General features: G+C 65.2%; 25 protein-coding genes and 1 pseudogene. 13 read left to right on the forward strand and 13 right to left on the reverse strand.

All coding sequences use genetic code 11. The annotated features are described in order from the left end of the window. Positions 1-245: 245 nt before the first annotated feature. Together A5645_RS27470 and A5645_RS28460 are read left to right on the forward strand one after the other, a co-directional pair. A complete protein-coding gene (locus tag A5645_RS27470; RefSeq protein WP_155767791.1) occupies positions 246-719 on the forward strand; it encodes a hypothetical protein in 474 nt (157 codons plus the stop codon). A 200-nt stretch (positions 720-919) separates the two neighbouring features. Continuing rightward, positions 920-1,253 (forward strand): annotated as a pseudogene (locus A5645_RS28460) (Imm63 family immunity protein). A gap of 140 nt (positions 1,254-1,393) precedes the next feature. Here A5645_RS28460 and A5645_RS00975 read toward each other — a convergent pair. Continuing rightward, the gene (locus tag A5645_RS00975; protein WP_065128178.1) at positions 1,394-2,530 is read right to left on the reverse strand and encodes a hypothetical protein; all 1,137 of its coding nucleotides are present in this window, start codon (positions 2,528-2,530) and stop codon (positions 1,394-1,396) included. 624 nt (positions 2,531-3,154) lie between these two features. On the opposite strand from A5645_RS00975, the gene A5645_RS00980 reads away from it, so the two are divergent. Then, the gene (locus A5645_RS00980) at positions 3,155-4,006 is read left to right on the forward strand and encodes an NHL repeat-containing protein (protein ID WP_172830437.1); all 852 of its coding nucleotides are present in this window, start codon (positions 3,155-3,157) and stop codon (positions 4,004-4,006) included. A gap of 27 nt (positions 4,007-4,033) precedes the next feature. Here the strand turns inward: A5645_RS00980 and A5645_RS28010 are convergent, their stop codons facing one another. Further along, positions 4,034-4,189: a hypothetical protein gene (locus A5645_RS28010; RefSeq protein ID WP_172830438.1), complete on the reverse strand. Its 156-nt coding sequence runs from the start codon at positions 4,187-4,189 to the stop codon at positions 4,034-4,036. Between the two features lie 49 nt (positions 4,190-4,238). Between A5645_RS28010 and A5645_RS00985 the strand changes: the two genes are divergently transcribed. Then, positions 4,239-4,724: a pyridoxamine 5'-phosphate oxidase family protein gene (locus A5645_RS00985; protein ID WP_065128196.1), complete on the forward strand. Its 486-nt coding sequence runs from the start codon at positions 4,239-4,241 to the stop codon at positions 4,722-4,724. Positions 4,725-4,751: 27 nt separating this feature from the next. Further along, positions 4,752-5,405 carry a trimeric intracellular cation channel family protein gene (locus tag A5645_RS00990; protein ID WP_065128180.1) on the forward strand — a complete coding sequence of 218 codons (654 nt, stop codon included), beginning with the start codon at positions 4,752-4,754 and terminating at the stop codon, positions 5,403-5,405. A gap of 19 nt (positions 5,406-5,424) precedes the next feature. Here the strand turns inward: A5645_RS00990 and A5645_RS00995 are convergent, their stop codons facing one another. The 3 genes from A5645_RS00995 to A5645_RS01005 all read right to left on the reverse strand — a co-directional run bounded on the left by A5645_RS00995 (position 5,425) and on the right by A5645_RS01005 (position 11,615). Next, complete coding sequence (locus tag A5645_RS00995) at positions 5,425-7,425, reverse strand: adenylate/guanylate cyclase domain-containing protein (protein WP_065128181.1); 2,001 nt, start codon at positions 7,423-7,425, stop codon at positions 5,425-5,427. 83 nt (positions 7,426-7,508) lie between these two features. Next, complete coding sequence (locus A5645_RS01000; RefSeq protein WP_065128182.1) at positions 7,509-8,354, reverse strand: DNA-formamidopyrimidine glycosylase family protein; 846 nt, start codon at positions 8,352-8,354, stop codon at positions 7,509-7,511. Between the two features lie 27 nt (positions 8,355-8,381). Beyond that, on the reverse strand, positions 8,382-11,615 hold the full coding sequence (locus tag A5645_RS01005) for an adenylate/guanylate cyclase domain-containing protein (protein WP_065128183.1): 3,234 nt from the start codon (positions 11,613-11,615) through the stop codon (positions 8,382-8,384). Positions 11,616-11,772: 157 nt separating this feature from the next. Here A5645_RS01005 and A5645_RS01010 point away from each other — a divergent pair, with 157 nt between their 5' ends. Next, positions 11,773-12,162 (forward strand): hypothetical protein, encoded by a 390-nt coding sequence (locus A5645_RS01010; protein ID WP_065128184.1) that lies wholly within the window; start codon positions 11,773-11,775, stop codon positions 12,160-12,162. On the opposite strand, the gene A5645_RS01015 is transcribed toward A5645_RS01010, so the two are convergent. Next, positions 12,159-13,766 carry a GMC family oxidoreductase gene (locus A5645_RS01015; protein ID WP_065128185.1) on the reverse strand — a complete coding sequence of 536 codons (1,608 nt, stop codon included), beginning with the start codon at positions 13,764-13,766 and terminating at the stop codon, positions 12,159-12,161. The genes A5645_RS01010 and A5645_RS01015 overlap by 4 nt on opposite strands. A gap of 413 nt (positions 13,767-14,179) precedes the next feature. On the opposite strand from A5645_RS01015, the gene A5645_RS01020 reads away from it, so the two are divergent. From A5645_RS01020 to A5645_RS01040, 5 genes are all read left to right on the forward strand, one after another. After that, a complete protein-coding gene (locus A5645_RS01020) occupies positions 14,180-14,764 on the forward strand; it encodes a TetR/AcrR family transcriptional regulator (RefSeq protein ID WP_155770168.1) in 585 nt (194 codons plus the stop codon). Positions 14,765-14,861: 97 nt separating this feature from the next. Further along, positions 14,862-15,614 carry an MBL fold metallo-hydrolase gene (locus A5645_RS01025; RefSeq protein ID WP_065128186.1) on the forward strand — a complete coding sequence of 251 codons (753 nt, stop codon included), beginning with the start codon at positions 14,862-14,864 and terminating at the stop codon, positions 15,612-15,614. A gap of 143 nt (positions 15,615-15,757) precedes the next feature. Beyond that, on the forward strand, positions 15,758-18,328 hold the full coding sequence (locus A5645_RS01030) for a SpoIIE family protein phosphatase (RefSeq protein WP_065128187.1): 2,571 nt from the start codon (positions 15,758-15,760) through the stop codon (positions 18,326-18,328). Next, entirely contained in the window at positions 18,328-18,663 is a 336-nt protein-coding gene (locus tag A5645_RS01035; protein WP_065128188.1) for an STAS domain-containing protein, read from the forward strand. Before A5645_RS01030 ends, A5645_RS01035 begins: the two co-directional genes overlap by 1 nt. A 48-nt stretch (positions 18,664-18,711) precedes the next feature. After that, a complete protein-coding gene (locus A5645_RS01040) occupies positions 18,712-19,269 on the forward strand; it encodes a dihydrofolate reductase family protein (protein ID WP_065128189.1) in 558 nt (185 codons plus the stop codon). Here the strand turns inward: A5645_RS01040 and A5645_RS01045 are convergent. Continuing rightward, positions 19,244-20,128, reverse strand: coding sequence for a pyridoxamine 5'-phosphate oxidase family protein (locus tag A5645_RS01045; RefSeq protein WP_065128197.1), 885 nt, complete (start codon positions 20,126-20,128; stop codon positions 19,244-19,246). The genes A5645_RS01040 and A5645_RS01045 overlap by 26 nt on opposite strands. 226 nt (positions 20,129-20,354) lie before the next feature. Here A5645_RS01045 and A5645_RS01050 point away from each other — a divergent pair, with 226 nt between their 5' ends. After that, a complete protein-coding gene (locus tag A5645_RS01050) occupies positions 20,355-20,783 on the forward strand; it encodes a response regulator (protein ID WP_065037114.1) in 429 nt (142 codons plus the stop codon). Positions 20,784-20,793: 10 nt separating this feature from the next. On the opposite strand, the gene A5645_RS01055 is transcribed toward A5645_RS01050, so the two are convergent. The 3 genes from A5645_RS01055 to A5645_RS01065 are packed head-to-tail and all read right to left on the reverse strand — an operon-like array spanning position 20,794 to position 22,299. Then, positions 20,794-21,342, reverse strand: coding sequence for a thioredoxin family protein (locus A5645_RS01055; protein WP_065128190.1), 549 nt, complete (start codon positions 21,340-21,342; stop codon positions 20,794-20,796). Positions 21,343-21,347: 5 nt separating this feature from the next. Beyond that, the gene (locus tag A5645_RS01060; protein ID WP_253866821.1) at positions 21,348-21,719 is read right to left on the reverse strand and encodes a DUF3253 domain-containing protein; all 372 of its coding nucleotides are present in this window, start codon (positions 21,717-21,719) and stop codon (positions 21,348-21,350) included. Between the two features lie 52 nt (positions 21,720-21,771). Next, a complete protein-coding gene (locus tag A5645_RS01065; RefSeq protein WP_065128191.1) occupies positions 21,772-22,299 on the reverse strand; it encodes a DUF5994 family protein in 528 nt (175 codons plus the stop codon). A 359-nt stretch (positions 22,300-22,658) separates the two neighbouring features. Between A5645_RS01065 and A5645_RS01070 the strand changes: the two genes are divergently transcribed. Next, positions 22,659-22,862, forward strand: a complete 204-nt coding sequence (locus tag A5645_RS01070; protein WP_036360491.1) for a cold-shock protein — start codon at positions 22,659-22,661, stop codon at positions 22,860-22,862. Positions 22,863-23,061: 199 nt separating this feature from the next. On the opposite strand, the gene A5645_RS01075 is transcribed toward A5645_RS01070, so the two are convergent. From A5645_RS01075 to A5645_RS01085, 3 genes are all read right to left on the reverse strand, one after another. Continuing rightward, on the reverse strand, positions 23,062-23,745 hold the full coding sequence (locus A5645_RS01075; RefSeq protein WP_065128192.1) for a VldE C-terminal domain-containing protein: 684 nt from the start codon (positions 23,743-23,745) through the stop codon (positions 23,062-23,064). An 85-nt stretch (positions 23,746-23,830) separates the two neighbouring features. Then, positions 23,831-24,634, reverse strand: a complete 804-nt coding sequence (locus tag A5645_RS01080) for a peptidoglycan recognition protein family protein (protein WP_253866822.1) — start codon at positions 24,632-24,634, stop codon at positions 23,831-23,833. Then, positions 24,631-26,187: a succinic semialdehyde dehydrogenase gene (locus A5645_RS01085; protein ID WP_065128193.1), complete on the reverse strand. Its 1,557-nt coding sequence runs from the start codon at positions 26,185-26,187 to the stop codon at positions 24,631-24,633. Before A5645_RS01085 ends, A5645_RS01080 begins: the two co-directional genes overlap by 4 nt. Between the last annotated feature and the right edge of the window lie 21 nt (positions 26,188-26,208).

Here is a 26,208-nt window from a genome sequence, read left to right on the forward strand (position 1 = left end):
GGGGGGGGGGGCCGGGGGCTGGGGGGGGGCCCGCTCCGCCGGGGGGTTTTGGGGGGGTGGCGGGGGGTGGGGGGGGAGCCGCGACGCCGCTGGGTATTGGGTCGGTTGCCGGGGCTGGGGCGGGAACCGCGACACCGCTGGGCATCGGGTCGGCTGCCGGGGCGGGGGCGGGAACCGCGACGCCGCTGAGCATCGGGTCGGCTGCCGGGGCTGGCAAAGGGAAGATACTACTCGGCGCAGGCGTCATGGCCACGGTCATCGCCGCCATCACGGCAATCATTCTGCTGCTGCCCCATTCAAAAGAGTCAACTGCCTCTCAGGCGACGACGACCACTACGACGACGACACCTGCCGCAGCGTTGGCGCCGCTGGCACCGCCCCCACCGCCCCCGCCGGCCGGGCCGAGGCTGAATGGGACTTACTCGATCACATCGACGTTCCGGACTGCGACAGCGACGTTCGTCATCAACTTCGCATCGGACTGCGCTATGTGTGACGCGACGCTGACGGCGAATGGTAAAAGCGGCACCGTGACGTGGAACGGCACCGGATGGGAGCACACGGATGGCGGGGCGTGCGCGATGCGACACGTGCTTACGCCCACGAGCGTCGTTGATGGAATCGTGCAGACGTTCAGCCAGATCTCGACGATACTGACGCCGGGCTCGTGCGGTGTCGGAGGTGATGGCACAGGTGTCGGCACCAGGACCGGCCCCTAGGACGTCTACACGGGCGCGCTGTGGGCAGGGCGGCAACGGCCGGCCTTGGAGGCTCTCACACCGGCAATGGCGGCGCCATGCAGCCACAGTTGAACGACGAGGGCTGAAGGCACGCCGAGGCGGGCTGCCCCTTGGTCGATAAGTCTGACGAACTGCAGCGCGAGGTAAATCGGCTGTCAGAGATACTTGGTGTCCGTCCCATCCAAGTCGGACTGAGAACCAACGATGACCTCAATATCTTTGTGGCTGAAGACGGTTCATACCATTTCACGTATTACGAACGGGCAAACTTGGCTTCGACCGTGTCGCAGCCTCGATGACCTTCTCTACTGGTACTGCCAGGGCGTGGTTTCGCATCAGGCCGCCGAACTGGTCGGAGATCGAGCAGGACGCTTCGAGTACGAGTACCGGGTGCTTAGTGATTTGAGTATTGATTGGGCGAGAAGAAACGTCCGAGAGACCGCGGAGATGTTTCGCCGATACGGCAAGCCGCAAGACATCGCCTTACTGCCCGACATCGGAGAGCCGCTCTAAACACCATTTAGCAACTCTGAAGACCAGGGATGTGAAGGGGGCGCGTCGAGCGTGGGCCGCAGGTATGCGAATCGCTCTCGACGCCGCCGTAAGCCCCACGCTCGGCGATCCCTTCGATGCTGCCTAGACGGCCGGCCGGGCTAACCCCGCTTTCTGCAAATGAGCAACGCCTCGACGTAATCCCAGCGATACCGGCTCGGGTCCTTAGCCACACGATCCTCGAGCTCGCCGAGGAAGTCGGCGAGGAGATCGGCAGCGCGTGACTCACTTTCGCGCGCGAACGCACGCAGGAACAGCGGCCCGCCCCAGGCGGTGATGCTTTTGACGTAGTTCCGTGCGAACACCGCCGCGTCGTCGTGCCAATAGGGGTTGTCAAGCCGGAACAATTCGGCGCTTTCGAGTTCCAGTCCACTCACATGCCCGCCACCCACCTCGAAGGGAGCGCAGAACTCGTCTAGCGTGCGTGACCAGACCGGGACGACGGCCGCCTCCACGGTGGCGCTGCCGATGTGGCCCGCGTTGCGCCATTCGGCGAGCAGCCGGTTCATGTCTGCGATGATCTCGACGTAGAGCCCCGTCCGGTCGGGGCATGGCGTGGGGGAGGCCGGTATGGCGGCGATGAACCACCCGCCCGGCGCGAGCTCGGCTGCGCGCATCTCAAGCAGGCATTGCCAATGCCGCTCCGCCGCGACACGCCAAGCGCGGCGTTCGTCCGCGTCCACATGATCGGGGTAGCCAGGGAAGATCGACCCGCTCGAGGCGAGGCCGGCGGCGTCGGGGACCCAATGCATGCACGTTCCTGTCACCGCGATGTGCACGGTGCCTGACGGCAGGCAAGGCGCCTGATGCAAGGGAATTCCCGCCATGGAGACGACCGTCGCAGGAGTTGGATCCCGATCTAAGGCCTGTCGACAGGCCTCGCCGTGAGCTTCCGGCTCAGTGAAGTGTGCGCCGGATCCCTCGTCCGCGATCCCTGGTCCGCTCTGACCACGCGCCGGAATCACGACGAGCCGGTGTGATTCCGTCACATGGCCGGCCGCGACGTTCCAACCGTTCGTCGGAAGATCGACGAGCGCGTAGGTGAAGGGCTGCCCGTCGCGTAACGCCGCGAGATCGCGGATGAGCCCGTGCGAGTTCACCCCGTCGGCGGCACCCAGATCAGCCACCCGAAGCACCGGCTCGCCCGCAAGTTGCTGCGCGGCAGCCAGGACGGCGGGATGGGTGGCCTCGAAGGCGGCAAGTTGCGAAAGGGCATGTCGGGCATAATCATCCGCCATGCTCGACAGCTCCGGACGACGTGAGGCCGTGGCAATTCCTTTCCCGCGCGGCGCCGTCGCGGGCGGGACGGCGCGACCGGATTATCGTGCCACGGGCCGATGTCCTCGCCAAGATCGACAAGCGATTCCGGTGGTCGGTAGCTAGAAGACACGGCACTAGAACATCTGGCTCATCGCCACCGCACCGGTAGCGGCGAACTCAAGAACATTGGAGAACCGTGCCGTCTGGTGTTGGGGCGAAAGCGATCTCGACACGCATAGTGCATCGATCGCGGTTGCAGACCTTAGACATTCGCCCGAATTGTCCTTCAGCAAGCGCCCGGGAGAACAAGTCTCGGAAAAGCTACTGCGAGGCTTCAGCAAACAGCGGCCGTACCCGGCACAAGCGCGTATCGTCAGAGCGCCATGGTTTCGCCACCAGGACCCTCGGAACGCGAGCAGCATCCGCCGCAACCGTATCCGCCCGAACCGCCGCCGGGCCCCCATCCGTCGGCGGGACACTTGGCGGCCCCCGGTAGCGGCCCGCGGCGTCCTCCACCGTCCTGGGGTCCACCCCTACAGCCGCGGCCAGTCAAGTCCCGGCGCACTCGGCCGTGGATCATCGCCGGCATCGCGGCCGCAATCGTGACAATCACCGCAATGGCGGCAATCCTCTTGTTCCACAACTCATCTGACGATTCGCCAAAGGGCCAGCTGGTGCTGCCCTTCACCGGCTTGAGCGATATCGGCGGTGTGGCCGTGGACAATTCCGGCGCGGTCTACGTAACCGACTCAACAGCCAATCGAGTGTTGAAGCTGGCAGCGGGTTCGACCACCGCCGTTGAGCTGCCCTTCACCGGCCTCGACAACCCGCACGGTGTGGCCGTTGACAGCTCCGGCACGGTATACCTCGCCGACACGGGCAACAACCGGGTGCTGAAGTTGGCCTCCGGTGCGAAAAGCCCAACAGAACTACCCTTCACCGGCTTCAACGACGGCAACCGCCCCACCCGGGTGGCGGTTGACTCCAAGGGCGCCGTGTACTGCATGGACTCCGTCCAATTGCTGAAGCTGCCAGCAGGTTCCTCGAAGATGGAGTACATAAAGAACGGTGACGCCTGGCTAAGCAACCGGGCCGGAATGGCCGTTGACCGAGACGGCGCGGTGTATCTGCTTGCTGTCGACATCATTTATTACGGCAAGTCCGAAACAAGCGTGCTGAAGATGGATGCCGACAGGAGCCAGCCGAGCAAGCTGGAACCGCCCATCTCCGGGCTTGAAGGTCCCGCCGGGCTGGCCGTCGACAGTGGCGGCATGCTGTATATCGCCGACGAGGACACCAACCGTGTCCTGAAGTTGCCCTCCGGCGCGAAAGACCCGATCGAAATGCCTTTCACTGGCCTAAACAAGCCCGGCGATGTGGCCGTGGACAGGGCTGGAAACGTCTATGTCGTCGATAAGGGCAACACCCGGGTGCTCAAATTGTGGAAGAGCTGACGCGGCTCAACAGGGCCGATCCGCGCGCTAGTCGTGGTGGGGCGGTCGCTCGTCGCGCAGCCGGCCCTCGTCATACGCCTCGCGCACCTGCTCCTCGTCGCCGAACCGCTCCAGATCCTCCCGCGTAACCTGGACAGGTGGCCGTTTGGGGTCGGGCTGCCGGCGTGTTGGTTCGGTTGCCATAAGCCGATTGTTATCGCTCGGGTCACGTCGGGGTAGGACTACGAACATGATGAACAGGCAGCAGTTGGCCGAAGAGCTCGGCCACCCCGGCGCCCAAGAGTTGCTCTCGGCTTCCATGGCTCGGCTGGCCTACAACGGACACGACGGATTTCCCCGGGTGATCCCCGTCGGGTTCCACTGGACCGGCGAGCGCATCGTCGTCTCCACTGCCCCCACCTCACCCAAAGCCCGCGCACTGGCATCCCGCCCGCAAGTCGCACTGACCATCGACGGCGGATCCACACCGGAAGAGGCGAAGGCGCTGTTGGTGCGTGGCCTCGCCAGGCTGGATGCCGTCAGCGGTGTCACCGAGGAATATCTCGAATCCGCCCGAAACTCGATGGACGGGCCCGAACTCGAAGAGTTCGAACGCACTGTGCGGGCGACATATGGAAAGATGGTGCGGATTTCGATCGAACCGCTCTGGGCGCGGTTCTACGACTTCGGCGCCGGTCGGTTGCCCCAGTTCCTCGCGGAGTTGGTCAACGGCGGTTAACCGGCGAACTCGTGATAAGCACTTCACGTGAGCGCCGAAGCCCAGCTACTCCTCGTCCTCGATCTCACCGGCACGTTCGTCTTCGGATTGAACGGCGCGCTGACAGCGGTACGAGTCGCGCGCCTCGACATCGTAGGGGTGGTGACGCTCGGCCTGATCACAGCGATGGGCGGCGGGGTCATCCGTGACGTCTTGATCGGCTCCATCCCGCCGGCCACGTTTAGGGACTGGCGTTACTTCGCGCTGGCCGGGGCCGGCGGGCTGATCGCGTTCGCGCTCAGCCGACGGTTGGACCGGCTGGGCACGGCGATCACCGTGCTCGACGCGATCGGGCTGAGCGTGTTTGCGGTCATCGGCGCGAGCAAGGCCGTCGAATACGGGCTCGGAGTCGCGCCCGCGCTGCTGCTCGGTGTCGTCACCGCCGTCGGCGGCGGCACGATCCGCGACACGCTTGTCCTCCAGATCCCGACGGTGCTGCGCAGCGATTTGTACGCGATCCCCGCCATGGCGGCCGCCGCAATCACTGTGGCCGCCATGCGGTTGGACGTCTACGGTCTGCCGGCCGCGGCGGTGGCCGGGACGGTGTGCTTTGTGATCCGGATGCTCGGCGTCCGGTTCAATCTCAACGCACCGACCCCACCCGGGGGCTACGAACCCGAGGTGCCTCAGGAGAAAGCCTGATCGGGTAACGGATTGTGCGTCAGCAGATGTCGTCTAATACGTAGACCTCGACCGGCTCGCTCCTGCCCTTGACCTTGGCCCGACGCCGCTGACTGACGCGCGCCGCCTCGCCGAGTGCGACCACCGTCCCGTGTCCGACGACCACCTGACCCGGCTTGGCCAGATCCTGCAACCGCGCGGCCAGGTTTACCGTGTCGCCGATCGCGGTGTAACTGCGCATCTGCGCGGCGCCGACGTTGCCGACCAATGTCGGTCCGGTGTTGATCCCCACCCGGAACCGGGGCCAGTCGTCGTGCTCGGCGGCGGCCCGCTCGACGGCCGCATGCAGTGCCAATCCGGCGCGGGCGGCGCGCAGGGCGTGATCCGTGTGCCGCGCTGGGGCCCCCCACACCGCCATGACCGCGTCACCGATGAATTGCGTTATGGTGCCGCCCGTCTCGAGAATCACCGGAACGATCGCCCCGTAATAGGTGTTCAGCATGGTGACCACATGGACCGGGGAATGAGCTTCGGCGAACGCGGTGAACCCGCGCAGGTCGGCCATCAACACCGTCGCATCAACGATCGCGCCACCCAGTCCTGCCTGGTCGGGGTCGGCGAGCAGCGCGGTCGCGACAGCGGGGGACATGTAACTGCGAAAGAGGTCGTTGAGGTGACGGTAGAGACGGGCATTTTCCAGCGCGATTGAGACCTGACTGGCGAACGAGCGCAGCAGCGCGACATCGGAGTCGGGGAAGACGCCGCCCGGTCGCCGGACGGTGATCATTCCGGCGATCTGGCCCTTCACCTCGAGCGGCAGCTTGAGAGTCACCGCGCCCGACGTCTTGGGGTCTGGGCCAGGGGAGTCGTCGAAGTGCAGTTCGCCGGCATGCACCAGGGCCAATCGAATGTCATCGCGAGGAAAGGCGTCGGTGATGGCCGACATCACGCGGCCGAGCAAGGCGTCCTCGTCCTGAATCACGCTTGATTCCTCGCCCACTGCAACCAGCTTGCCGAGCTTGCGAAGTTGTTCGCGCTCGGCGCCAAGCGCTTCCGCGGCCCGTTTGAGAACGGCGACCTGCTGTTCGGACAAGCCGAACCGGTCGGCGAGGCCTATGGTCACAGCGCTCGAGGGCACCTGCTCGCCAAGCTCGCGACGCTGCATCATGTCGACCATTGCGTCCAACGCCATGCTGTAGTCGCTGCGCAGCGCGGCAATGGTCTCCCGGGTCGCGAGGGCGTCGAACAACCCACGCGCTGAACCTTCCCGGTGAAATTGGACTCGAGCGCTGTAGGCGATGAAACAGAACGCCGTCGTCATCAGCAGGTGCCAAAGCCACCACGAGGCATGCCAACTCATCCCGACGGCCAGCGCCACCGAGGCCTCCGCGAGCAACACGAAAGCGGTCATGACAGACATCAACACGACCGCGGGCCGGCGGCGATAGATAGGGAAATACGCGGCCGTTGCCGTCGCGAAAAGTGCTCCACCGATCAGCGCCGCATCGTGCTCCACCCTGTCGACCAACTCCTGGTCCGGCACGCGTTCCAGTACTCCGAAGTAGACCACCACCGCACACAACGCCATGGATGCCCAGACCAGCCCGGACAGCAGGCGGCGCAGCGTCCAAAGCCCGGCGCTTCTGGCGGGGCTGAACGTCGTGGCGGACGCCAGTGCCACCACGCCCGCAAGCACCAACCCCATTCGCGTCGGAAACATGAAGTCCGCGTCGGACGTATCCGTCAGCACTCCTGGCGTGAAAAGTGCATGAACACCGAAGAACCCGGCAGTCGTCACAAACACCAGCGACACCAGCCACAGACGGGCGTCGTCCCGCGCACGAGCCGCACGGGCTATCACTACGCCAAGTGCCACGCTTATCGACGAGGCGGACAGCACCAGCACAAAGTGCGCTATCCGATTGTCCCATTCCAGGTCGACCGCGGGATGCTTCAGGAGGAGCCACAGGGCCAGCATCGGAAGTGCCAGGTGCGTCAGCCAATTCGCAGTGCGAAGCATCGATCCGCGGTGTGCAGCCATTCGGCTTTCCCCCAGCATGCAATCCCCAAAATGCGCCGTGGCCGACGGTCGGCCCGAGACGGAATTGCCTTGCTGTCAGTGCATCACACCGAACCTTGGCGTTTGCTGTCAGTGCGGGATCGCGGAGATGGCGGGTGCGGACCCGGCTGGCAGGTCGGACACCACCACGTGCGGCGGCGTTCTGGATCGTTAGGAACCTCGTCGACAACGTGAAAGGTTGTGCCGCAGCGAAAACATGGCCGTCCTGCCCGTCCGGACACCCAATGTTGTTCGCTCTTGCGGCGTCTTCCCGTCGTCACCTGCATCGCACCGGGGACGGTCGCCGAATGCCGTAACGCGCGTGCCCCTAAGTCGAGCAACGCCGACACGTCGACAGCGCCCACCGCTGTCCACGGGCTGTGCCCTCGCAGGAAGCACAGCTCGTTGGCCCACAGATTGCCGAAGCCGGCCACGCACCGCTGGTCCAGTAGCGCGGCCACCAGCGGCCGGTCGGGGTCAGCTGCGACCCGTCGGATGGCTTCGGCCAAATCCCAGTCCGCACGCAGCGGGTCGGGGCCGAGATGGCCTATCACCTCCGCCTCGTCCCGCGTCCGCAACAAATTGACCACGGGTAGCCGGACGCCGTACGCCGCCGGACGGTCCGTGCGCAGCACCACCCGGACATCGGGCATGACGGTCGATGGCAACCAGCGACCAGAGCCCGACACCGTCCACGACCCTGCCATTCGCATGTGCGTGTGCAAGGTCAGGCCACCAGACAGCCGGGTAAGCAGATGCTTGCCGTGTGTGACGTGACCGAGCACGCGATGCCCGGCAAGGTCCTCGGTCGCATGCGCCGGTACCCGCAGTTCGCCCCGGATCAGGACGCGATCGCGCAGTGCGGTGTCGAGCCGGCGCGCCAGCGCATACACTGTGTCACCCTCGGGCACGTCTCCATCTTCCCCAAGCACGCAGCGTCAGGTTGCGCCAAGCGCCGCAGTGGCTTTGACGGACTCGACGAGCGCACTCTCGGCCGACACGCGGCCGATCGCTTCGGCGAGAGCGGATCGCGCAGCTTGCCCACGCAATTCGAAATCGTCTAGTGCAGAACGTAATTCGAACAAGTATGCGCCTTGGCGGTTAGCCGACTGCAGCGCGCGCCGTAAGTCCTCACCACGGCGCGCTGGATCCTGCCGGGTATGTGAAAGCAGCCGTTGCAGTTCGGCGTCGTAGAAACACATTCCCGTCTCGCGCGCCAGCCCCAACGACTCCTCGAGGCGGGCTCGGGCGTCGTCGAACCGTCCGGCGGCGATCAGCAGCCGCGCCAGTGCGCCGGCGAAGAAAGGCAGATAGACGTTGAGGTCAGCGGCACGCAGTTCATCGACCGAATCGCTGACCCGCGAGACGTAATCCGAAAAGGCCGATGACGGCCCGGTTTCGGCGAATGTCAGCAGGGCGTCGACGACGGTCCTTTGAATCGTGCCCCGCAATCGCCACTGGTCGAAGCCGTGCCGCGATGCGTCCTCGATCATCTCGGCCGCCAGTGTCGACGCGCGGTCGAGTTGGCCGGCTTCGGTACGCACCCAAATCTCCGCGAAGCGCAGATAGGCAAGGCTGTAGGGGCCCTGCGGAAAGCCGATGCCTTCGACGCAGCGCGCGGCAAGCGCCAGTTCGTTCTCGGCGGCCGGAACATCGCCCTGCACCATCCGGAGCAAGGCCAGATGAATGCGGGCTGCAACGATCGGATCGATCGGCAAAAAGCCAACCGTTTCGGTCTCCCGGTTGTCGATCGCTCCGCGGCCGGTCGCGAGCTCCAATTGTGCGGCGGCGTCGGCAAACTCACCACGCAGGAAGGCGAGCACCCCTGACCACGCCGCGAGTCGGGGCCAGAAACCAGGACGCCATTGATCCAGGGCGGCGCGCAGCAATTCGAGTGCTTGAGTTGCGCGGTTCAAATCCGCACGCCCCGTGTAGTAACCGGTCAAGACTCCCAGTGTCGCGAAAAGCTCCTGCGCGGTGGATGTCCGGCCGCGGCTATTGGTCGGCACTTCGGCGCCGACCAGCTGCAGGCACCGTTCCAGGTCGGGCGCGACGACCGGGCTTGACGGACTGACCGCGCTGCCGGCGAGAAATCCTCGGCCCAAACGCAGCGCAATCTCCCGGCGGTCGCGATCGGGGCTGGGCGGGCATCTGTCCAATTGCGTCAGCGCGTGGCCAAGATGCGTCCGTGCCTCGGTCAGGGCGCCGCGCCGCCGTGCTGCCGCTGATGCCTGTCGATGAGCTGATGCGGCGTCGTCGAATCGCTCGGCCCAGGTGTAGTGGTTCGCGACCAATCCCCAGTCGGGTTCGCCGCCCACACTGCATAGGGCGTCACCGACCCGGGCGTGCAGTCTTCGGCGAACGGTGGGCGGCGCCAATTCAACGGCCACTTCACGCAGCAGCTCATGACGGAACCGCCAACCGTCGGCCTTCCACGGTTCCAGCACCTGCGCCGCCGCGAGTTCGCCGACGACGCGGTCGAGGTCGTCATCGTTCATGTCGACTACGGATCGCAGCAGGCCGGTATCGACGTAACGACCGATGACGGCCGCCGCCTCCACCACCGGCACCACCTGGGCGCTCGCGCGGAGTCGGGCGAACAGCGGCTCGTAGAGCGCTTCGGGAACACCAACCTCGGTGATCCCGGCGACCACCTGTTCGATGTAGAACGGCAAGCCGTCGCACCGGGACCGAACAGTGGCCTGCTCCTGCGGTGTCAATGCCGGATTGAGGGCGGCGATCAGCTCGTCGCTTTCGTCCTCGGTCAACGGCCGGAGCTCAAACACATTTACCGGCCACCTATCCGGCAGCCAGTCTCGGTTGCGTCCCGTGACGATCACCAGCAGGCGGCCCTGGCCCGCGCTGAGTAAGCCGCCCAGCACCTCAAGGCTTGCGGGGTCGAACCAGTGCACGTCCTCGGCGACTACGAGACCGGGTTCGGTGCCGAACCAGGCCAACAGATAGCTCTGCACCGCTTCGGAAATCAGGTTGTAAAGCTCAGGCCCTTGGTCGGGGACCGCCTGATATCCGTGTTGGGGGTCGATGCTGAGCACCGGCGCCAGCAAAGGAATGAAGCGGACCGGGTCCAGGCCCACCCTGACCATTTCGGCGGTCAACATCGCCAGGCGCTCAGCCGGAGCGGTGAGGCGGCCAATGCCACAATGACGTTCGATCAGCGCACGCACGGGGTGCATACCGGCGTCGGTATGGAACGGCGATCCGATCAGCTCCAGCACGGCGTTCCCGGACTGCCTGACCAGTACCTCGCCCGCTGTCGCCAGCCTGCTCTTGCCGATCCCCGCTTCCCCGCAGAACACGATTCCCGGCGTGTCCAACTGCCCCGCCTGTGCTTGCGCCCAACTGTCCTGCAGCTGCTGCCACTCACGTGACCGACCGACGATCGGTCCCTGCGCAACCCGTGCCGGTACCGGTCGCTCACCGAGCACCCGGTAATGATCGATGAGACCGGCCACACCCTTCACTGGTGCCGCGGGACAGGACTCGAGTTCGAACGCATCGCGGACGAGCCGCGCTACAGCCTCCGAGATCACGACAGCGCCAGGTGGGGCCAGACCGCACACCCTGGCCGCAAGATTGGCGCCGAGGCCGTACACGTCGGCCTGGGTTGTATCCAGGTAGACGACACCGCGGTGCACGCCCACCCGCGCCCGCACTTCGAACCCGAAGCGTGCCTTGACCTGGGTGCTCAATTTGGCTACCGCACGGTTGATCTCCAGCCCGGCAAGCACGGCTCGACGCATGTCGTCCTCGTGCGCAACCGGGTGCCCAAAAACGGCGAGTAGCCCGTCGCCGTGGGTCGAGCCGATGTGGCCTCCAAAGCGATTCACGGTCGTCAGCACGTGCTCGCGGTACCGGCCGACCACTAGGCGATAGGTTTCTGGCTCGATGGTGGTCGACAACGCGGTGGAGTCCACCAGATCGACGAAAAGTATTGTCAACCGGCGGATCTCACCGCCCTGGGCCGGGGCCGCCAACAACTCCTCGGCGTCGGCATTACCCTCGTCGGCGGCCAGCACCTGCCCCGCCAGAGCGGTGGCCGCTGCTCGATCGCCGCTGTCGATTGCCGCCACCGCGCGATCCAACAGCGCATCGATAGCTGCGGCTTGCCTGCGGCCGTGACCGTCCCGGCGAGGGACATCGCGCTCGTCCACGTCAATATCCTGTCACTCCCGGCGCGGGAGGGCACGGTCAATTTTGCGGCCGAGGGAATCGGCGTCGACCGATCGCAGTCATAACGCGAGGTGAAATTGGGTAAACAACCGGTGCGACAGCTTGGCAATCGGATAACTAGTCGAAAGGCGGCATGGAATGGCTCGTCAAGAGGGTGGCCGGTGGGACGTCGGGGTGGCGGATGACTCGGTGTACGTCGAGCGCATCTCGGAAAGCGACGACAAGGTGTTCGAAGATTTGCTGGCACCCGATGAGGCTCGCGCCCTGGCCAAGTTGCTGGACAAATACGCGGACAAGGCCGAGGAATCCGAGGGGTCCAGTGACTCGAAGGGCTCCGACGATAAAGACAACAAGGACTCCGACGACGAAGACGACGACCACAAAGACGACGAGAAAGACTCCGACGAGGACGACTCCGACGACTCCGACGACGAGGACGACGAGGACGACGAGGACGAAGGTAAGGACAAGAAGAATAAGAAGGACAAAAAAGACAAGGACAAAAAAGACAAGAAAGACGACGACTAACTGAACGCGTACGCCCGGTGCTGCCCGGGTGCCGGCAGGCCGTGCTCGCGACGCAGGCATTCCACCGCGCGCTCGCCGACGATCACGCAGGGCGCTTGGGTGCCGCCAGTGGTGATACGCGGCAGGACCGATGCATCGGCTACCCGGAGACGTTCCACGCCATACACTTTCAGGCTTCCGTCGACAACCGCCAGGGCATCCCGACCCATCTTGGCGGTGCCCGACGGGTTCCAACAGGTCGAGGCGGCGTCGCGGACAATGCGCCGCATCTCGACGCCCTTGAGCGGACCGGGCATCACTTCTCGTTTGGCGAAGGGCCGTAGTTCGGCGGAATTGCCGATGGCCCTGGCGAGTTCGATGGCCGTGACTGCCGCTTCGACATCGTCGGGATGTGACAGCAGCCGGGCGTGAATCTCGACGGGGTCCTGCGGATTTGGTCCGGTCAGCCGGATCTCGCCGCGGCTCTTGGGCGCAACGAGTGCGGGAGACAGATTCCAGCCGGCCTGCGGCGGCGGGAACCGCTTGGTGTTCTCGACGCTCGAGGAGGTCGGGAATTGAGCTTGGCACGTCTGTATGTCCGGGGAGTCCAGTCCCGGGTCGCTGTGCCAGAAGTAGGTTGCCTCGACACCGTTGTTGTGCGGTGTGATGGCTTCCTCGGACTCCCAGACGCAATCGAATCTGACGTGGTCCTGAAAGTTCTGCCCGACTCCGGGCAGGTGCGCGACGACGGGTATGCCGTGCTGGTGAAGCTGGGCTTGGTCGCCAATGCCGGACTGCATCAACACCTTTGGGGTGTGCACCGAACCCAGGGACAGCACCACTTCACGTCCGGCCTCGGCGCGGTACAGGTTGCCGTCGTGCAAGAACTCCACTCCGGTGACGCAGGTGCCCACGGTAGTCAGCTGCGTCACTGTTGCATTGGTCAGCACGGTGAGCTGAGGACGACCGAGCTGCGGCATCAAGTAGGCGCGCGCGATCGACTTCCTGACGTCGCCGCGCACGAGGAGGTCGGTGATGGCCGCCCCACCCGGGCCCTCCATCATCTCTGCGTTGGGACTGTCGAATATCGGAAGGTCAAGGGACTTGGTGCTGTCCAGCATCGCGTAGGCGATCGGATGGGGATTGTGCGCGGACTGAACGAATATGCGACCGCGTGAGCCGCGGTAACGCGGCTCAGGGGCGCCCTGCCAATCCTCGACCCGCCGGTAGATGTCCAACACGGACTCGTAGCTCCACGCCGGATCGCCGGACTCCTGGGCGAAATGGTCCCAGTCGGAACGGTGCCCGCGGGACCAGATCATCGCGTTGATGCTCGAACCCCCACCGAGTCCCCGACCCATCGACATCTGCAGGGATCGACCGTTCACCGAATTGCTGGGCATGGTGTGGAAGTTCCAGTCCAGCGCCGTGCCGAGGTTCAGCGGCCATTGCCTGGCCATCGCCACGGTCGGCGAGATGTCACTGCCGCCGGCTTCTAGCAGCAGCACTCGAACGCCGGGGCATTCGGCGAGGCGGCCTGCTACCACAGCACCTGCGGTGCCTGACCCGCAAACGATGAAGTCATAGCGCAGCTCACCGGCCAATATGCCTTTCGGCTCTGCCATGTGGTATTTGCTCCTGTCTGCGGATCACGACATAACGGTCGTTGTGGAACGAACCGTACGTGAGTGCGCACAGACCAGCAAGGTGGTCCTTTTGCGCCCAATACCTTTGCTAGCCGGTGCGATAACGCACCGCGAACGCGGTTCGGTCGGATGTGAGACGCATCGAGTCCCCGGCGAAACGTATTGACAGGCAATGTAGCTCGGCGGTCGATGAGGACGATGCGGGTGGCCGAATCACACGGGCGATGCGTCGCCGGTGCGTTGCGCGCAGCAAGCTGTTAACTCTTTTGCCAAGAGGTTCCCAGAACATCGACAGCGGTTCGCCAGCTGAGCGGGGCGTTGAAATAGCGATGGTTATGCTATGTGGGTAGACTTGCGTTGAAGATTCACCCAGAGCCGCAGTTGAGGATGACTTGAGATACCCACCGGATCAGAAGGCGAAGGCGCGTGATTCGCTCCTTCGGGCCGGCATGCGGTCGATGAAGGTCGCCGGGTTCAACGGGGTGGGCGTGGATGGCCTCGCCGCCGCCGCCGAAGTGACCTCGGGTGCGTTCTACTCCAACTTCGCCAACAAAGAAGCGATGCTCGAGGCGGTCGTCGAGGCCGGGGTCGGGGAGCCGTTTCTGTCCGCTACTGAGTCGGGCACCGATGCCGAGCGGCGTAAGCAGCTGAATAGTTTTCTGACGAACTACCTGACCCTCGCCCACGTTGAGGCGCCGGAAGACGGTTGTGTGATGCCGGCCCTGAGCGCGGACGTGGCCCGGGCGGGCGAAGCGGCCCAGCAGGCCTACGAGCGCAAAATCGGCGCACTGGCCGCCCGGATCGCCGAGCTCCTCGACGGAACGCGCGCCGACCGCGAGCGCCGGGCGTGGAGCATCGTCGCGCTGCTTGTCGGGGCCGTGTCCGTTTCCCGTGCGATGCCAGATCCAGCGGCGCGGAAGAAGGTGCTGACAGCGGCCAAGCGGACCGTCGACGGGCTCGTATCTCCCGTGCGATGACGGGACATTGATTTCTAGTGGGATTCTTCAGCGTGATTCTTTGACGCGCCACCGGGTACTGCAGTCGTTCGAGTTCTGCTCCGGGGAGTGATTGAACATGGCGACGCTGCACCGAAACGCTGCGGAAGGCATCCATCGCATTGAGCATGCATACGTCAACCTGTACGTGGTGGAGGGCGAACGCGGCGAGTACACCCTGATCGACGCCGGTCTCCCAGGTGTGTGGCCACACCTGGGCCGATTGCTGACCGAAGTCGGGGCGCAGCCGGACCGGGTGGCGGCGGTGGTGCTCACCCACGCGCATTTCGATCACGTCGGCGCCGCCGCGGCAATCCAGAAGGAATGGCGTCTACCGGTGTGGACGCACAGCGACGAGAAAGAATTGGCCGCCCACCCGCTGCGATACCGGCACGAACGCAACCGCATGGCGGTGCCGCTGACCCATCCGAAGTCGTTGCCGATCATCGCCAGGATGACGCTGGCCGGGGCACTTGCCACCAAGGGCATCGATGACGTGCACGTATTCGACGTCGGGCGACCCCTCGACGTGCCGGGAAAGCCGGTGCCGGTGTTCACTCCGGGGCACACCTTCGGCCACACCGCGCTGTACTTCCCGGACCGAGACGCAGTGATCACCGGTGATGCCCTGGTGACGTTGGACCCCTACACGGGCGGGGCGGGCCCGCAGATCGTGTCCGGGGCCGCCACGGCCGACAGCGCTCAGGCACTTGAATCCCTTACCGCGCTCAGGTCGACCGAGGCAAAGATCGTGCTGACCGGACACGGGGCGGTATGGACCGGCGGCATCGCCGACGCAACCGATATCGCGGCGCGCCGCGGACCGCACTGACGTTTCAAGAGCCCGATTCTGGGTACGCCCGCAGATACCGGCCGGGAGCTCGCGGGTCGCTGTTTTCCGCCGGAGCTTCTCACGGGTGTGGCGCAGCGCGTCCAAACGCAAGAAGGCCAACCCAACCGATTAGGTTTCTATCTATGGACGAAGACCGGGATGAATCCGCATTCACCTGGCAAGAGGAGCGCGAGCTGCCAAGCGAAATCCATGAACAGATCGACGTGCTGGTGGCTGCGCGCGATCAGCTGGAACACCTGCTGAGGGTCATCGTCGAGATCGGCTCGGACCTGGATCTGGACGTGACGTTGCGTCGTGTGGTGAAGGCGGCGATGGAGCTGGCCGGTGCGCGATATGGGGCGCTCGGGATACGAGGATCCGACGGCACTCTGGTGTCCTTCGTGCACGAGGGTATGGACGACAGCTCGGCACGGCGACTGGCCGATTTGCCGGTGTCCGGCGGTATGCGCGTCGACAACCTGAGCGACCTCCCGGAAGCGACCAGGTTGCTCGCGCAAGTGCCCGCGATGCGGGCGCTGCTGGGGATACCCATCACCGTGCGGGGAGCTGAATTCGGCAACCTCTATCTTGGCGATGACCGGCCAGGACACGCGTTCTCCGATATTCACGAAAACGCGGTGCGGGCGTTGGCCACGGCGGCGGCCGCCGCCATCGACAACGCTCGGCTCTTCGCTCGCGAACGGGAAGCCTCCAAGTGGACCAATGCCAGTCGGGAGATCACCACTGCCCTGCTCTCGGGTGACCCGCAGACCGGGCCGTTGCAGTTGATCGTGAACCGGGCCCTGGAGCTGGCCGAAGCGGAGCAAGCGATCTTGTTGGTACCGCAGGAGCCGAACGTGCCTGCCGACGAGGTTGACACCCTTGTCGTCGCTGCGACCGCCGGGCGGTACTCCTCCGAGGTCATCGGCCGGCAGGTCCCGATGGCCGGCTCCACCACGGGTGGTGTCGCGCGTCGCGGTCTTCCGCTCATCACGGATTCCTTCCAGTACCCGATCGAGGGATTCACCGATGTCGGTGAACGCTCGGCGATCGTCATGCCGCTGATCGCCAATGACGCGGTTCTTGGTGTGATCGCGGTCGCGCGTCAACCGCACCAGTCGCCGTTCAACAATGACTATCTCCAGTTGGTCAGCGATTTCGCTCGGCACGCCGCGATCGCGCTGGCCCTGGCGGCCGGCCGCGAACATGCGCTAAACCAGGAGCTCGCCCAGGCGGATACGGTCGACGATGCGGTCCACGCGGCGGCCGAGGAGTTGCGCCGGCTCTGGCGGGCCCGCCGGGTTCTGGCGATCACGTTCCCGACCCGCAATCCCTCCGCGAGGGTCCTGGCATCCGTGCCGGTGGTGGTCTCAGTCGGCGAGGAGGCCTACTGGGATGACCTGTCGGAGCAAACGAAGGAAACGCTCACCGCGCTGCGCGACGGCGACCTGCTCACCGTGACCGCCACGGAGCCCGGCACGGCGGGCATCGCGCTGCAGCATCCCGACGGTGTGCTGGTCGTCCGGATCGACCTGCCCGCACAACGGCTGTTCACCCTGGAAGATCAGACGCTGCTGACGGTGTTGGCCGGCCGTCTCGGCCAGGGTCTGCAGCGCGTGCACCAGGTCGATCAGCAACGCGAAACCGCCCTGGCACTGCAGCACGCGATCCTGGGTCCCTCGGAGTTGCCGTCCGGCTTTGCGGTGCGTTACCAGGCTGCCAGCCCGCCGCTGCAGGTCGGTGGTGACTGGTACGACGTCGTTGACCTGGAGGACGGACGCATTGCGCTGGTGGTGGGCGATTGTGTCGGTCATGGGCTGGCCGCCGCCACCGTGATGGGACAGGTACGAAGTGCCTGCCGTGCGCTGCTGTTCGACCACTCCAGCCCCAGTGCAGTGCTGGCCGGAATGGACCGGTTCGCCGCCCGCCTGCCCGGCGCCCAATGCACCACCGCGGTGTGCGTGGTGCTCAACCCCGACACGGGCGAACTGGTGTATTCCAGCGCCGGGCACCCACCGCCGATCCTTGTTCACGCCGACGGCACCACCCAACTGCTTGACGGGGGCCATTCACTGGTGTTGGGGATGAAAACGGATTGGTCCCGCCCCGAAGCGCGGATATCGATGTCGGCGCGCTCGACCCTCGCGCTCTACACGGACGGGCTGGTGGAACGGCGCCGCACCGCAATCGAACAAGGCATCTACAACGTTGCGGGCGTCGTGCACGATGGCCGGGCGGCGACGCTGGACCAGCTAGCAGATCAGGTCATGTCCCGGGTTGCGCCCAGCGAAGGCTATCAAGACGACGTGGTCTTGATGCTCTATCGCCACCCTGCCCCCCTGGAGCTTCATTTCCCGGCCCACCCGGATCACCTCGCGGCCACCCGGACCGCCCTGCGCAGGTGGTTGACCAAAGCCAAGGTGAACCCTGAACAGGCCATGAAGGTGCTGATCGCCGCGGGCGAAGCGGTTTCGAATGCGATCGAACATGGGCATCGCCACTATCCGGGCGGTTCCATTACCCTGGATGCGACCGCACTCGACGATCACGTGGAACTGACCATCACGGACACTGGAACCTGGAAGCCGCCGGACCCCGCGAGTTACCCCAGCCGTGGGCGGGGTATCACGCTGATGCGCGGCCTCATGCTTGACGTCGCCATCGAGCCCGAATCCGCCGGAACAACAGTGCGTTTAGCGACGAGGATCAACTGATGCCGACGGCGCTCACCTTGGATAATGCGCGCTCCAAGGACGGAAGGCTCGTGCTGACCGCCCTGGGCGAGATCGACTTGAGCAATGTCGACGCGTTCGACGAAGCGCTCGGAACCGCCGCCAGCGAGGCCGCCAGCACCGGCGAACGGCTTACCGTCGACCTCAGCGAGGTCGAGTATCTCGACAGCGCCGCCATCAATGCCCTGTTCAATCGCGCCGACCACATCCAACTCATCGCGCACCCGCTGCTGATCTCCGTCCTGACCATGAGTGGCTTGAACAAACTGGTCCATGTCGAACCTGCGCAGCCGGAAGACGAACAAGCGCAGGCTTAACGGAGACCCGCGCGGTGAGTCCGGCGCAGACGTGAAGTCGGTATTCATATGCGCCCACTGATCATCACCCAGAACATCACGCTCGACGGCTCGATCGAGATGCTCGAGGATTGGTTCGACCCGCACTTTCAAGACGACGAGCTGATAGCCGAAGTGCGTCGCCAAGACCAAACCGCCGACGCCCTCCTACTGGGTCGGCAGACATTCGAGGACTTCCGCGGCTACTGGCCGGATCAGACCAACGACCCCACCGGTGTCGCCGACTACATCAACAGCGTCGCCAAGTATGTGGTGACCAGCACGCTCACTGACCCACAGTGGGACAACTCGACAATCCTGGCCGGCGATACCCTGCACGCCGTCAAGACGCTCAAAGCGGCAGCGGGTGGCGACATCGTGCTCACCGGCAGCATCACCCTCTGCCACTCGGTGATCGCGGCCGGCCTGGTCGACGAATACCGGCTCTTCGTTTACCCATACGTACAGGGCCGGGGTCGAAGATTATTTCCCGATGGCACAGTGCTTTCCGGATTCCGGCCGGCCGGCGTGCCAAGGACGTTCCCGAGCGGCGTGACCTTGGTCAGCTGGACCGCTCCGCTCCCTTGACCATCGCATTGCCGAGCGCGACAACGGAATCAACCCGAAATCGGACACCGCGAGCCGCGCCGTCGGCGCCGGGTCCATCAGGAATAGTCCACTGCACCTGCGCCCGCCCCGAGACGTGCAACGAGGCACCAGTTTCGAAATCGACGAACAACAGGGCCGCTTCGTCGTCAACCAGTAGGTTCCCGAAGCTGTTGAACATGTTGTTGCCCGGGTAATCCGGCCACCACAGCTGCCCGGGGGAGTCGACGATGACAAAGCCGGGTGGCCCGCCCCGATGGGACGCGTCGCTCCCGCGGGTGGGGTGGGTGGTGCCCAGGAAGAAGGTGTCCGCCGCAGTGACAAGCGCCCGGTCGGCCTCGCCCAACGATGTCTCGTGCCGCGCGCCGGTCGGCGGGGTTGTCCGCAGCGTCGGCACGTCGACGGTGCGAGGGTGAATGTACTGCGGGCAGTTGCCGAATGCCTGGTCGACCTGCACAACCATCCCGGCGGCGTCGACGGCGGCGAGGACACCGTTGAGCCGCATCCGTCGTCGGGATGCGAAGTCGATGGCGATCATGCCAACCCGCTGACCGGCAAGGATTCCGTTCAGCGGATCGCCTTCGCGGAACGTGCTGCCGACGTTCAGAACGCCGCCACGACCCTGGAGGAATCCGGTGGCCGCGGTCAGCGGTGAAGTCCATAACAGCCCTTCGCGATCACGCGCCGTCATCACCGCAAACGTCTGCTGAGCTAGGAACCCGGCAGCACCCGACGACAGTGATGCGTGGCCGAGCATTCCCTCCAGCCGCTGGGCTTGGGCTTCGACACCGGCCCGGCGCTGTGCCGCCAGCTCACCCTCGTGGAATCCGGTTGCGGCCATCTCGAAGTCCTTCCGCCGGCACACCCAAGCCCATCCGGCAACGTCGCCGCTGAGATCCGCATTCCCGCCTTCGGCGCGGCTTGCGGCAAACCGTTATGGTGAGCCTGGTACTCGCGGTAGGGATGACTACCCGGGAAGCTGTCGATGTTGAGCATCAGCACCTATAGCGACATTCAAACGGCAGGCTCAGTCAACTTCGCCGGCCGTCTCGCGGAAAGGTGTGCTGATGCCGATCGACGTGCTTCTCATCGAGGACGACGCCGGGGATGAGTTGATCACCCGGGAAGCGTTCGAGCATCACCGGATCGCCGACACTCTGCACGTGGCGCGCGATGGCGCGGAGGGCCTGGACTTCCTCTACCGGCGCGGAAGCCACCGCAGCGCGCCACGCCCGGACCTGATCCTGCTCGACCTCAATCTGCCCAAGTACAACGGCCAGCACGTCTTGCAAACGGTCAAATTCGACCCGGACCTGCAGCACATCCCGGTCGTCGTATTGACGACGTCATCGGCTCAGGAAGACATCACGCGCAGTTATGAACTGCACGCCAACGCCTACGTCACCAAGCCGGTCGACCTCGACCAGTACCTCGACGCCGTCCGGCGGATCGACGAATTCTTCGTCGAGGTGGTGCGGTTACCGCCGCACAATTGACCGGTGACGCTCAGCGCCACTTAATGCCGCACCCGATCGACGGCCGCTGATCGCGATCGACCGACCGTCCGGCGAGGACGGCGTCCACCGCTGCGCGGACGTCAGCCGCGGTCACAGGCAGACCGTTCTTCGGACGGGAATCGTCCAGTTGACCGCGGTAGACGAGCCGACGCTCCCCGTCGAAGACGAACGTGTCGGGCGTGCACGCCGCGGAGAAGGCGCGGGCGACGTCCTGCGTCTCGTCGTAGAGGTACGGGAACGTCCAGCCGTGTCGTTGCGCTTCCGCCACCATCTGCTCGGGCCCATCCTGCGGGTAGGTGACGACGTCGTTGCTGGAGATGGCGACCATCGGGACACCTTGATCGGCGAGGTCTCGCCCGAGTTCGGCCAACGCCGTCGCCACGTGCTGGACGTACGGGCAGTGGTTACAGATGAACGTCACGACCAGGGCGGGGCCGGCCAGGGCGTCCAGGCTGACCGTGGTGCCGGTGGCCGGATTGGGGAGCGTGAAGGGCGGCGCGGTGGTGCCCAGCGGAAGCATCGTCGATTCGATCGCCATGGGTGTCAGCGTACGTCCGCGTCGCGTGTGCGCGGAGCCGTGATCCGGATGGGGCCGCTCCACTGCGCGTTGGGGTCGAGGGCCTCACCGCGCTGGGTGATCACCACATGACCGGCTGCCACCAGCTCCCGCGCAAGTTCACGGGCGTCGGGCATCAGGTCACGCCACGTCTGGCCACTGATCGCGCGGGCGGCATCGGACGGGCAGATGCTGCTGTCCGGCCCGCGGTGCCGGGCCAGGGCGAGAATCGACGACCTCAGTCGCTGTCTGATCTGCCCACTGCCCAAGGCGATTTCGGCGTCGTCCGCGCCGGGACCGCCCTCATCGGCGACTCGCCTCAGTTCGGCGCGCAACCGGCTCGTCGTGTCCTCAGTCAAGAGCAATCCGCTCGGCCAGCGAAGCTCCTCGCATTCGGGACGACGTGGGCATTCAGACGGTCACGGCGGGGTGTGACTCACCGGCCGGCGTCCTTATGGGTACGCCCAATTGCTGGAACCAGAGCGCGCATTCCGCTCGGGCGGCACAGACAATCTCGTCCGCCGTTCGGAATTCCCGCCGGTCAGCATCGGCAGGCAGCACTGGAAGGCCCGACGCCTGACGCATGACGGCAACAGCAAGCGCGGTAGAGGTGCGGCACGGCACCACCAGGAGACCCGCTGAAGCTTTGGCTCCAGAGATCGTCATCAGACGCTGGTGACCGACCGTCCTGGTGGCATCCATCCTGGTGACGGTGTTCAATGCGTCGAGGTCCGGCGAACCCTCCAATGAAGACCAGTTGATGGAAATGGCACGAATTTCTCCCAGACGAGGGGAGATGGCACCGATCAACTCGGGAAGTTCGTCGGCGATCGATGCCGTATGCGGCCACCACGCACCGTCCAGTGGTCCGGCGAGGTCCCTCGCCAGCACCACGCGGACCGGGCTGGCCAGGCGACGGGTGCGTACGGCTCGGTTCATGGTGTCGACACCGGCTCGACAGCAGGGGAAGAAGGCCAGGGGAACGGGCGCAGACGCACCGAAAACCGTTCTGCCACAAAATCCTCCGTTCGCGCCAATCCGACATCTGGTGTTCGGATCGTCAGACGCAAGTGTCTGCGACGGGCACCAGTGCCGGGCTGCGCGTGTTGTCTCCGACGATACACGCCGGCCACCCGAAATAAGGGCGAAGCGGCGGGGACAAAGTGAAATAAATTGTCGCTCAATGCGTTTCTGTAACCAAAATGGCGAGCCCGGGGGGACTTGGGCGTGCTCGCACGCGTGATACCCTCGGGCAGGGTGTTTTTGGTACATCCTTTTGAATGAGAGAAGTTGAAGGTATGACACAGGGAACTGTGAAATGGTTTAACAGCGATAAGGGCTTCGGCTTTATCGCTCCCGACGGCGGCGCCGAGGATGTGTTCGTGCACTACTCGGAAATCAGCGGCAGCGGCTACCGGTCACTCGAGGAGAACCAGCGGGTTCAGTTCGAGGTCGGCCAAGGCGCGAAGGGGCCCCAAGCCATGGGAGTTACCACCATCTAGCTTGACATGTTGGCACGGGTGGGCTGGCAGGATGCGTCCTGTCAGCCCATTTCATTTGCATCTGTGAATTCGAGCTCACCGAACTCTCTGTGAACAAATAGATTTCACCCACCCACCCACCTTGGCGGATGCTGCCGGGGAAGAGATCAGGGTACGGTCCTGTTATCGACGGATCTCAAAGCCGCGAGTGCGATGTCGATCAGTCCGGCGGCGCCGGCGTCATCGATCCAATGAAGTACGTTTCACGCCCGGTCGGGTACCCACCGCCATTGGTGGCGATGTGGACATGGTCGTAGTGATTGAGGGTTTCGTTGCCCAGGTCGGCGGTCCAACTTCCCGAGCGGATGCCGAGGTAGATCTTCTGCCGCCAGATAACGTGGTCGATTCCCCAGCGCTTGGCATTGGCCAGCGCCAATCCGGCTATCTGGTCGCCGAGTGCAATGCCCTCCGGACTGGCGTGGTCGGGGATCATCACATCGATCGCCAACCCGTTGGGATGCCACCGCAGGGCGTCCTGCCGGAACCCGCCAATGGTCTTGATCTCCGGGAAAAGCACGCTGATGGCGCGGGCCGCCCAAATGGTCTTGATCTGCAGCCCTGACTCCGGTGCGACGCCCGCCGGCAGCGCGATCTGAAAGTCCTGGGCCGCCATTGGTGCGTTGCCGGCCAGCATCGCCGCCTCGGCGGCGCTGGCGATCTGCGGTCCGTTGGGGGGCGGTGTGCTGCTCTCCTGGCTGGCCGGCGGCGCGGCTGTGGGGGTTTCGGTGCAGCACGGCGTCTTGGGTTTGATGCCTTGGGCGTAGATCATGGCGGCCGAGAGCACCAGCGACGCCACGATTGCCAGCACGCGTCCCCAAGTCTTGGTTGACGCGACTTTGCCCACGCAAGCACTCTAGTGTCAGATGGGGCCAATGTGGCAGTGTTTGTCGGTTGTCCGTAGGTTTTTTCTGGGTCCGGGCGCACCCCGGTCAGCGGCCAGCTTCGATTCCGGCGACGACCTCGGCCGCGGACGCGCCGCAACTCCGTTGCAGATCCACCGGGCCGGCGGCCAGTAGGCCATCGATGCGCCGCTTCAGGCTTCCCGAAGTGAGGTGGGCGTACAGGTTCGCCCCTGGACAAGAAGTCGTCGGTGCGAAGTCCCGGTGGCTGGCCAGGGTGTCCGTGGAAACACCGAATCTTTGTGCGGCCCATGCGAATACGACGGCGGTCCCGCGCAGTTGTGGTTCGGGAACGGATTCGGAGTCGAAGTCGCCCTCGCACAGCACGAGGAAGTGGCCGGTCGGGTCGTAGTCCGTAGCCGTGTCGCCCACCAACTCCGTTGCCCGCAACTCGTAGATGTTGCCGTTGCGGTCGACGCTGACGTGATACGCGATGTCGATCCACCCGTGCTGGTCTTGGTGATAGCGCTGGTGTTGACGCAGCCGGCCGGGCGCGTTGCGGTTGTCGCCCAGTACGACGCCCGAGTGGTGCAGCGTCAACCGGGTGATGGTGTGCGGTGTGCCACCCGGACGTGGCGGTCGGGCTCCCCAGGCGTCCCGGCACAGTAGCGCTGCCGAGGTGGCGGCCGGCGCCGGAGCCGGTACAGGCGGTGGGGCAGGCGCCGCGCTGGTAGGTGCCGTGGGGGAGGGGCCGGCGCCACTGGTCGTGCTTGGACCGAGGCTCGGATGTGCGGTCGCGCAGCCGGCGACGACGCCGCTCAGCGCGCCGCCGCCCACCAGTTGCAACAGCCGCCGCCGGCTTAGCGCATCGCGATGCTCCGCCGGCCGGCTCACTTCCGGCCGGGCAGCTTCATCACGGTGCGCACGATCGGCAACAGCGACTTCTGCCAAAGCGTCGACGGAAGGCCGAGCGGCGGATCGAGATTGAACACCCGAGCCGTGGCGATGGTCTGGGATTCGGTGTACTTCAGCAGGCCTTCGGGACCGTGCCTGCGGCCGACCCCGGAGATACCCATGCCGCCCATCGGCGCGCTGAGACTGCCCCAGGCGAACGCGTAGCCCTCGTTGACGTTCACCGTCCCCGAGCGCAGCCGGGCGGCGATGTCCTCACCTTCTGCAGAAGAGCCGGCCCACACGCTGGCATTGAGGCCGTACTCGGTGTCGTTGGCCTTCTCGACGGCCTCGTCCACGTCGGCGACCGGGTAGATCGAGACCAGCGGCCCGAACGTCTCGTTGGCGGCGCATTCCATTTCGGGCGTGACGTCGGTCAGTACGGTCGGCTCGTAGAACAGCGGGCCGACGTCGGGTCGCGCTTTGCCGCCCGCAATCACCGTGGCGCCCTTCGATGTTGCGTCGTTCACGTGATCGGTGACGGTGTCCAGCTGATCCTTCGAGATCATGCTGCCCATGTCGACGGAGAAGTCGTAGGAGGTGCCCAGCTTCATGTTGCGCACGGCTTCGCCGAACTTGCGGATGAAGTCGTCGGCGACGTCCTTCTCCACGTAGATCCGCTCAATGGAGATGCACAACTGGCCGGCGTTGGAGAAGCAGGCGCGGGTGGCGGCTTTGGCGGCCTTGCCTAGGTTGGCCCCGCGCGTCACGATCATGGCGTTCTTCCCGCCGAGTTCGGCGGAGAACCCGATCAGCCGCCGCCCCGCCTGCTCGGCCAGATGACTGCCGGTCTGCGACGAGCCGGTGAACATCAGGTAGTCGCAGTTCTCGGTGATCGCGGTACCCACCACCGAGCCGGGACCCGGCACGATCGCATACAGCGCCCGCGGCAGGCCGGCTTTGTACAACAGCTCCGCACAGGCTAGCGCACAGTAGGGGGTTTGGCTGTCCGGCTTCAGCACCACAGCGTTGCCGGCCAGCAAAGCGGGCACCGAGTCCGACGCCGTCAGGGTCATCGGGTAGTTCCACGGTGAGATCACGCCGACCACTCCCTTGGGCTGGTAGCAGACCGTCGTCTTACCGATCGCCGGCAGCAGCGACTGCACCTGCTGCGGCTTGAGCAGGTCGCCTGCGACACGCACGTAGTAGTTCGCGTTCGCCATCAGGTCGACGATTTCCTCCTGCGCCGCCCACCGGGCCTTGCCGGCCTCGGCCTGCAGCAAATCCATCAGGAAGTCGCGGTTCTCGATGACCAGGTCGCGGTACCGGCTGATGATCTCGATCCGCTCGGCGACCGGGCGTTTGGCCCATTCCGTCTGCGCCGCCCGGGCCTCGGCGAACGCCGCCGCGACGTCGTCGGCCGTCCCGATCGGGATCGTGGTCAGCGGTTTGCCGGTGAAGACCTCGTCGATCGTCTTGGTCGGGCGCTCGGAGACGTCCTTGATCGCGGCGAGTTGACGCAGGCGGTCAAAGACCTCGGCGGTGGGTGCAGGCATTTCGCTACCTCTCGGAGAAGC

This window comes from Mycobacterium asiaticum (genome assembly GCF_001673635.1).
GTDB lineage: Bacteria > Actinomycetota > Actinomycetes > Mycobacteriales > Mycobacteriaceae > Mycobacterium > Mycobacterium asiaticum_C.

Coding starts and splice junctions, on each gene's coding strand:
- A5645_RS01040 (WP_065128189.1), top strand. CDS start 18,712: ATGCGCCCACTGATCATCACCCAGAACATCACGCTCGACGGCTCGATC.
- A5645_RS01085 (WP_065128193.1), bottom strand. CDS start 26,187: ATGCCTGCACCCACCGCCGAGGTCTTTGACCGCCTGCGTCAACTCGCC.
- A5645_RS01055 (WP_065128190.1), bottom strand. CDS start 21,342: ATGGCGATCGAATCGACGATGCTTCCGCTGGGCACCACCGCGCCGCCC.
- A5645_RS01015 (WP_065128185.1), bottom strand. CDS start 13,766: ATGGCAGAGCCGAAAGGCATATTGGCCGGTGAGCTGCGCTATGACTTC.
- A5645_RS01045 (WP_065128197.1), bottom strand. CDS start 20,128: ATGGCCGCAACCGGATTCCACGAGGGTGAGCTGGCGGCACAGCGCCGG.
- A5645_RS00985 (WP_065128196.1), top strand. CDS start 4,239: ATGAACAGGCAGCAGTTGGCCGAAGAGCTCGGCCACCCCGGCGCCCAA.
- A5645_RS01070 (WP_036360491.1), top strand. CDS start 22,659: ATGACACAGGGAACTGTGAAATGGTTTAACAGCGATAAGGGCTTCGGC.
- A5645_RS01035 (WP_065128188.1), top strand. CDS start 18,328: ATGCCGACGGCGCTCACCTTGGATAATGCGCGCTCCAAGGACGGAAGG.
- A5645_RS27470 (WP_155767791.1), top strand. CDS start 246: ATGGCCACGGTCATCGCCGCCATCACGGCAATCATTCTGCTGCTGCCC.
- A5645_RS01030 (WP_065128187.1), top strand. CDS start 15,758: ATGGACGAAGACCGGGATGAATCCGCATTCACCTGGCAAGAGGAGCGC.
- A5645_RS28010 (WP_172830438.1), bottom strand. CDS start 4,189: ATGGCAACCGAACCAACACGCCGGCAGCCCGACCCCAAACGGCCACCT.
- A5645_RS01025 (WP_065128186.1), top strand. CDS start 14,862: ATGGCGACGCTGCACCGAAACGCTGCGGAAGGCATCCATCGCATTGAG.
- A5645_RS01050 (WP_065037114.1), top strand. CDS start 20,355: ATGCCGATCGACGTGCTTCTCATCGAGGACGACGCCGGGGATGAGTTG.
- A5645_RS00995 (WP_065128181.1), bottom strand. CDS start 7,425: ATGGCTGCACACCGCGGATCGATGCTTCGCACTGCGAATTGGCTGACG.
- A5645_RS00975 (WP_065128178.1), bottom strand. CDS start 2,530: ATGGCGGATGATTATGCCCGACATGCCCTTTCGCAACTTGCCGCCTTC.
- A5645_RS01065 (WP_065128191.1), bottom strand. CDS start 22,299: ATGAACCGAGCCGTACGCACCCGTCGCCTGGCCAGCCCGGTCCGCGTG.
- A5645_RS01010 (WP_065128184.1), top strand. CDS start 11,773: ATGGCTCGTCAAGAGGGTGGCCGGTGGGACGTCGGGGTGGCGGATGAC.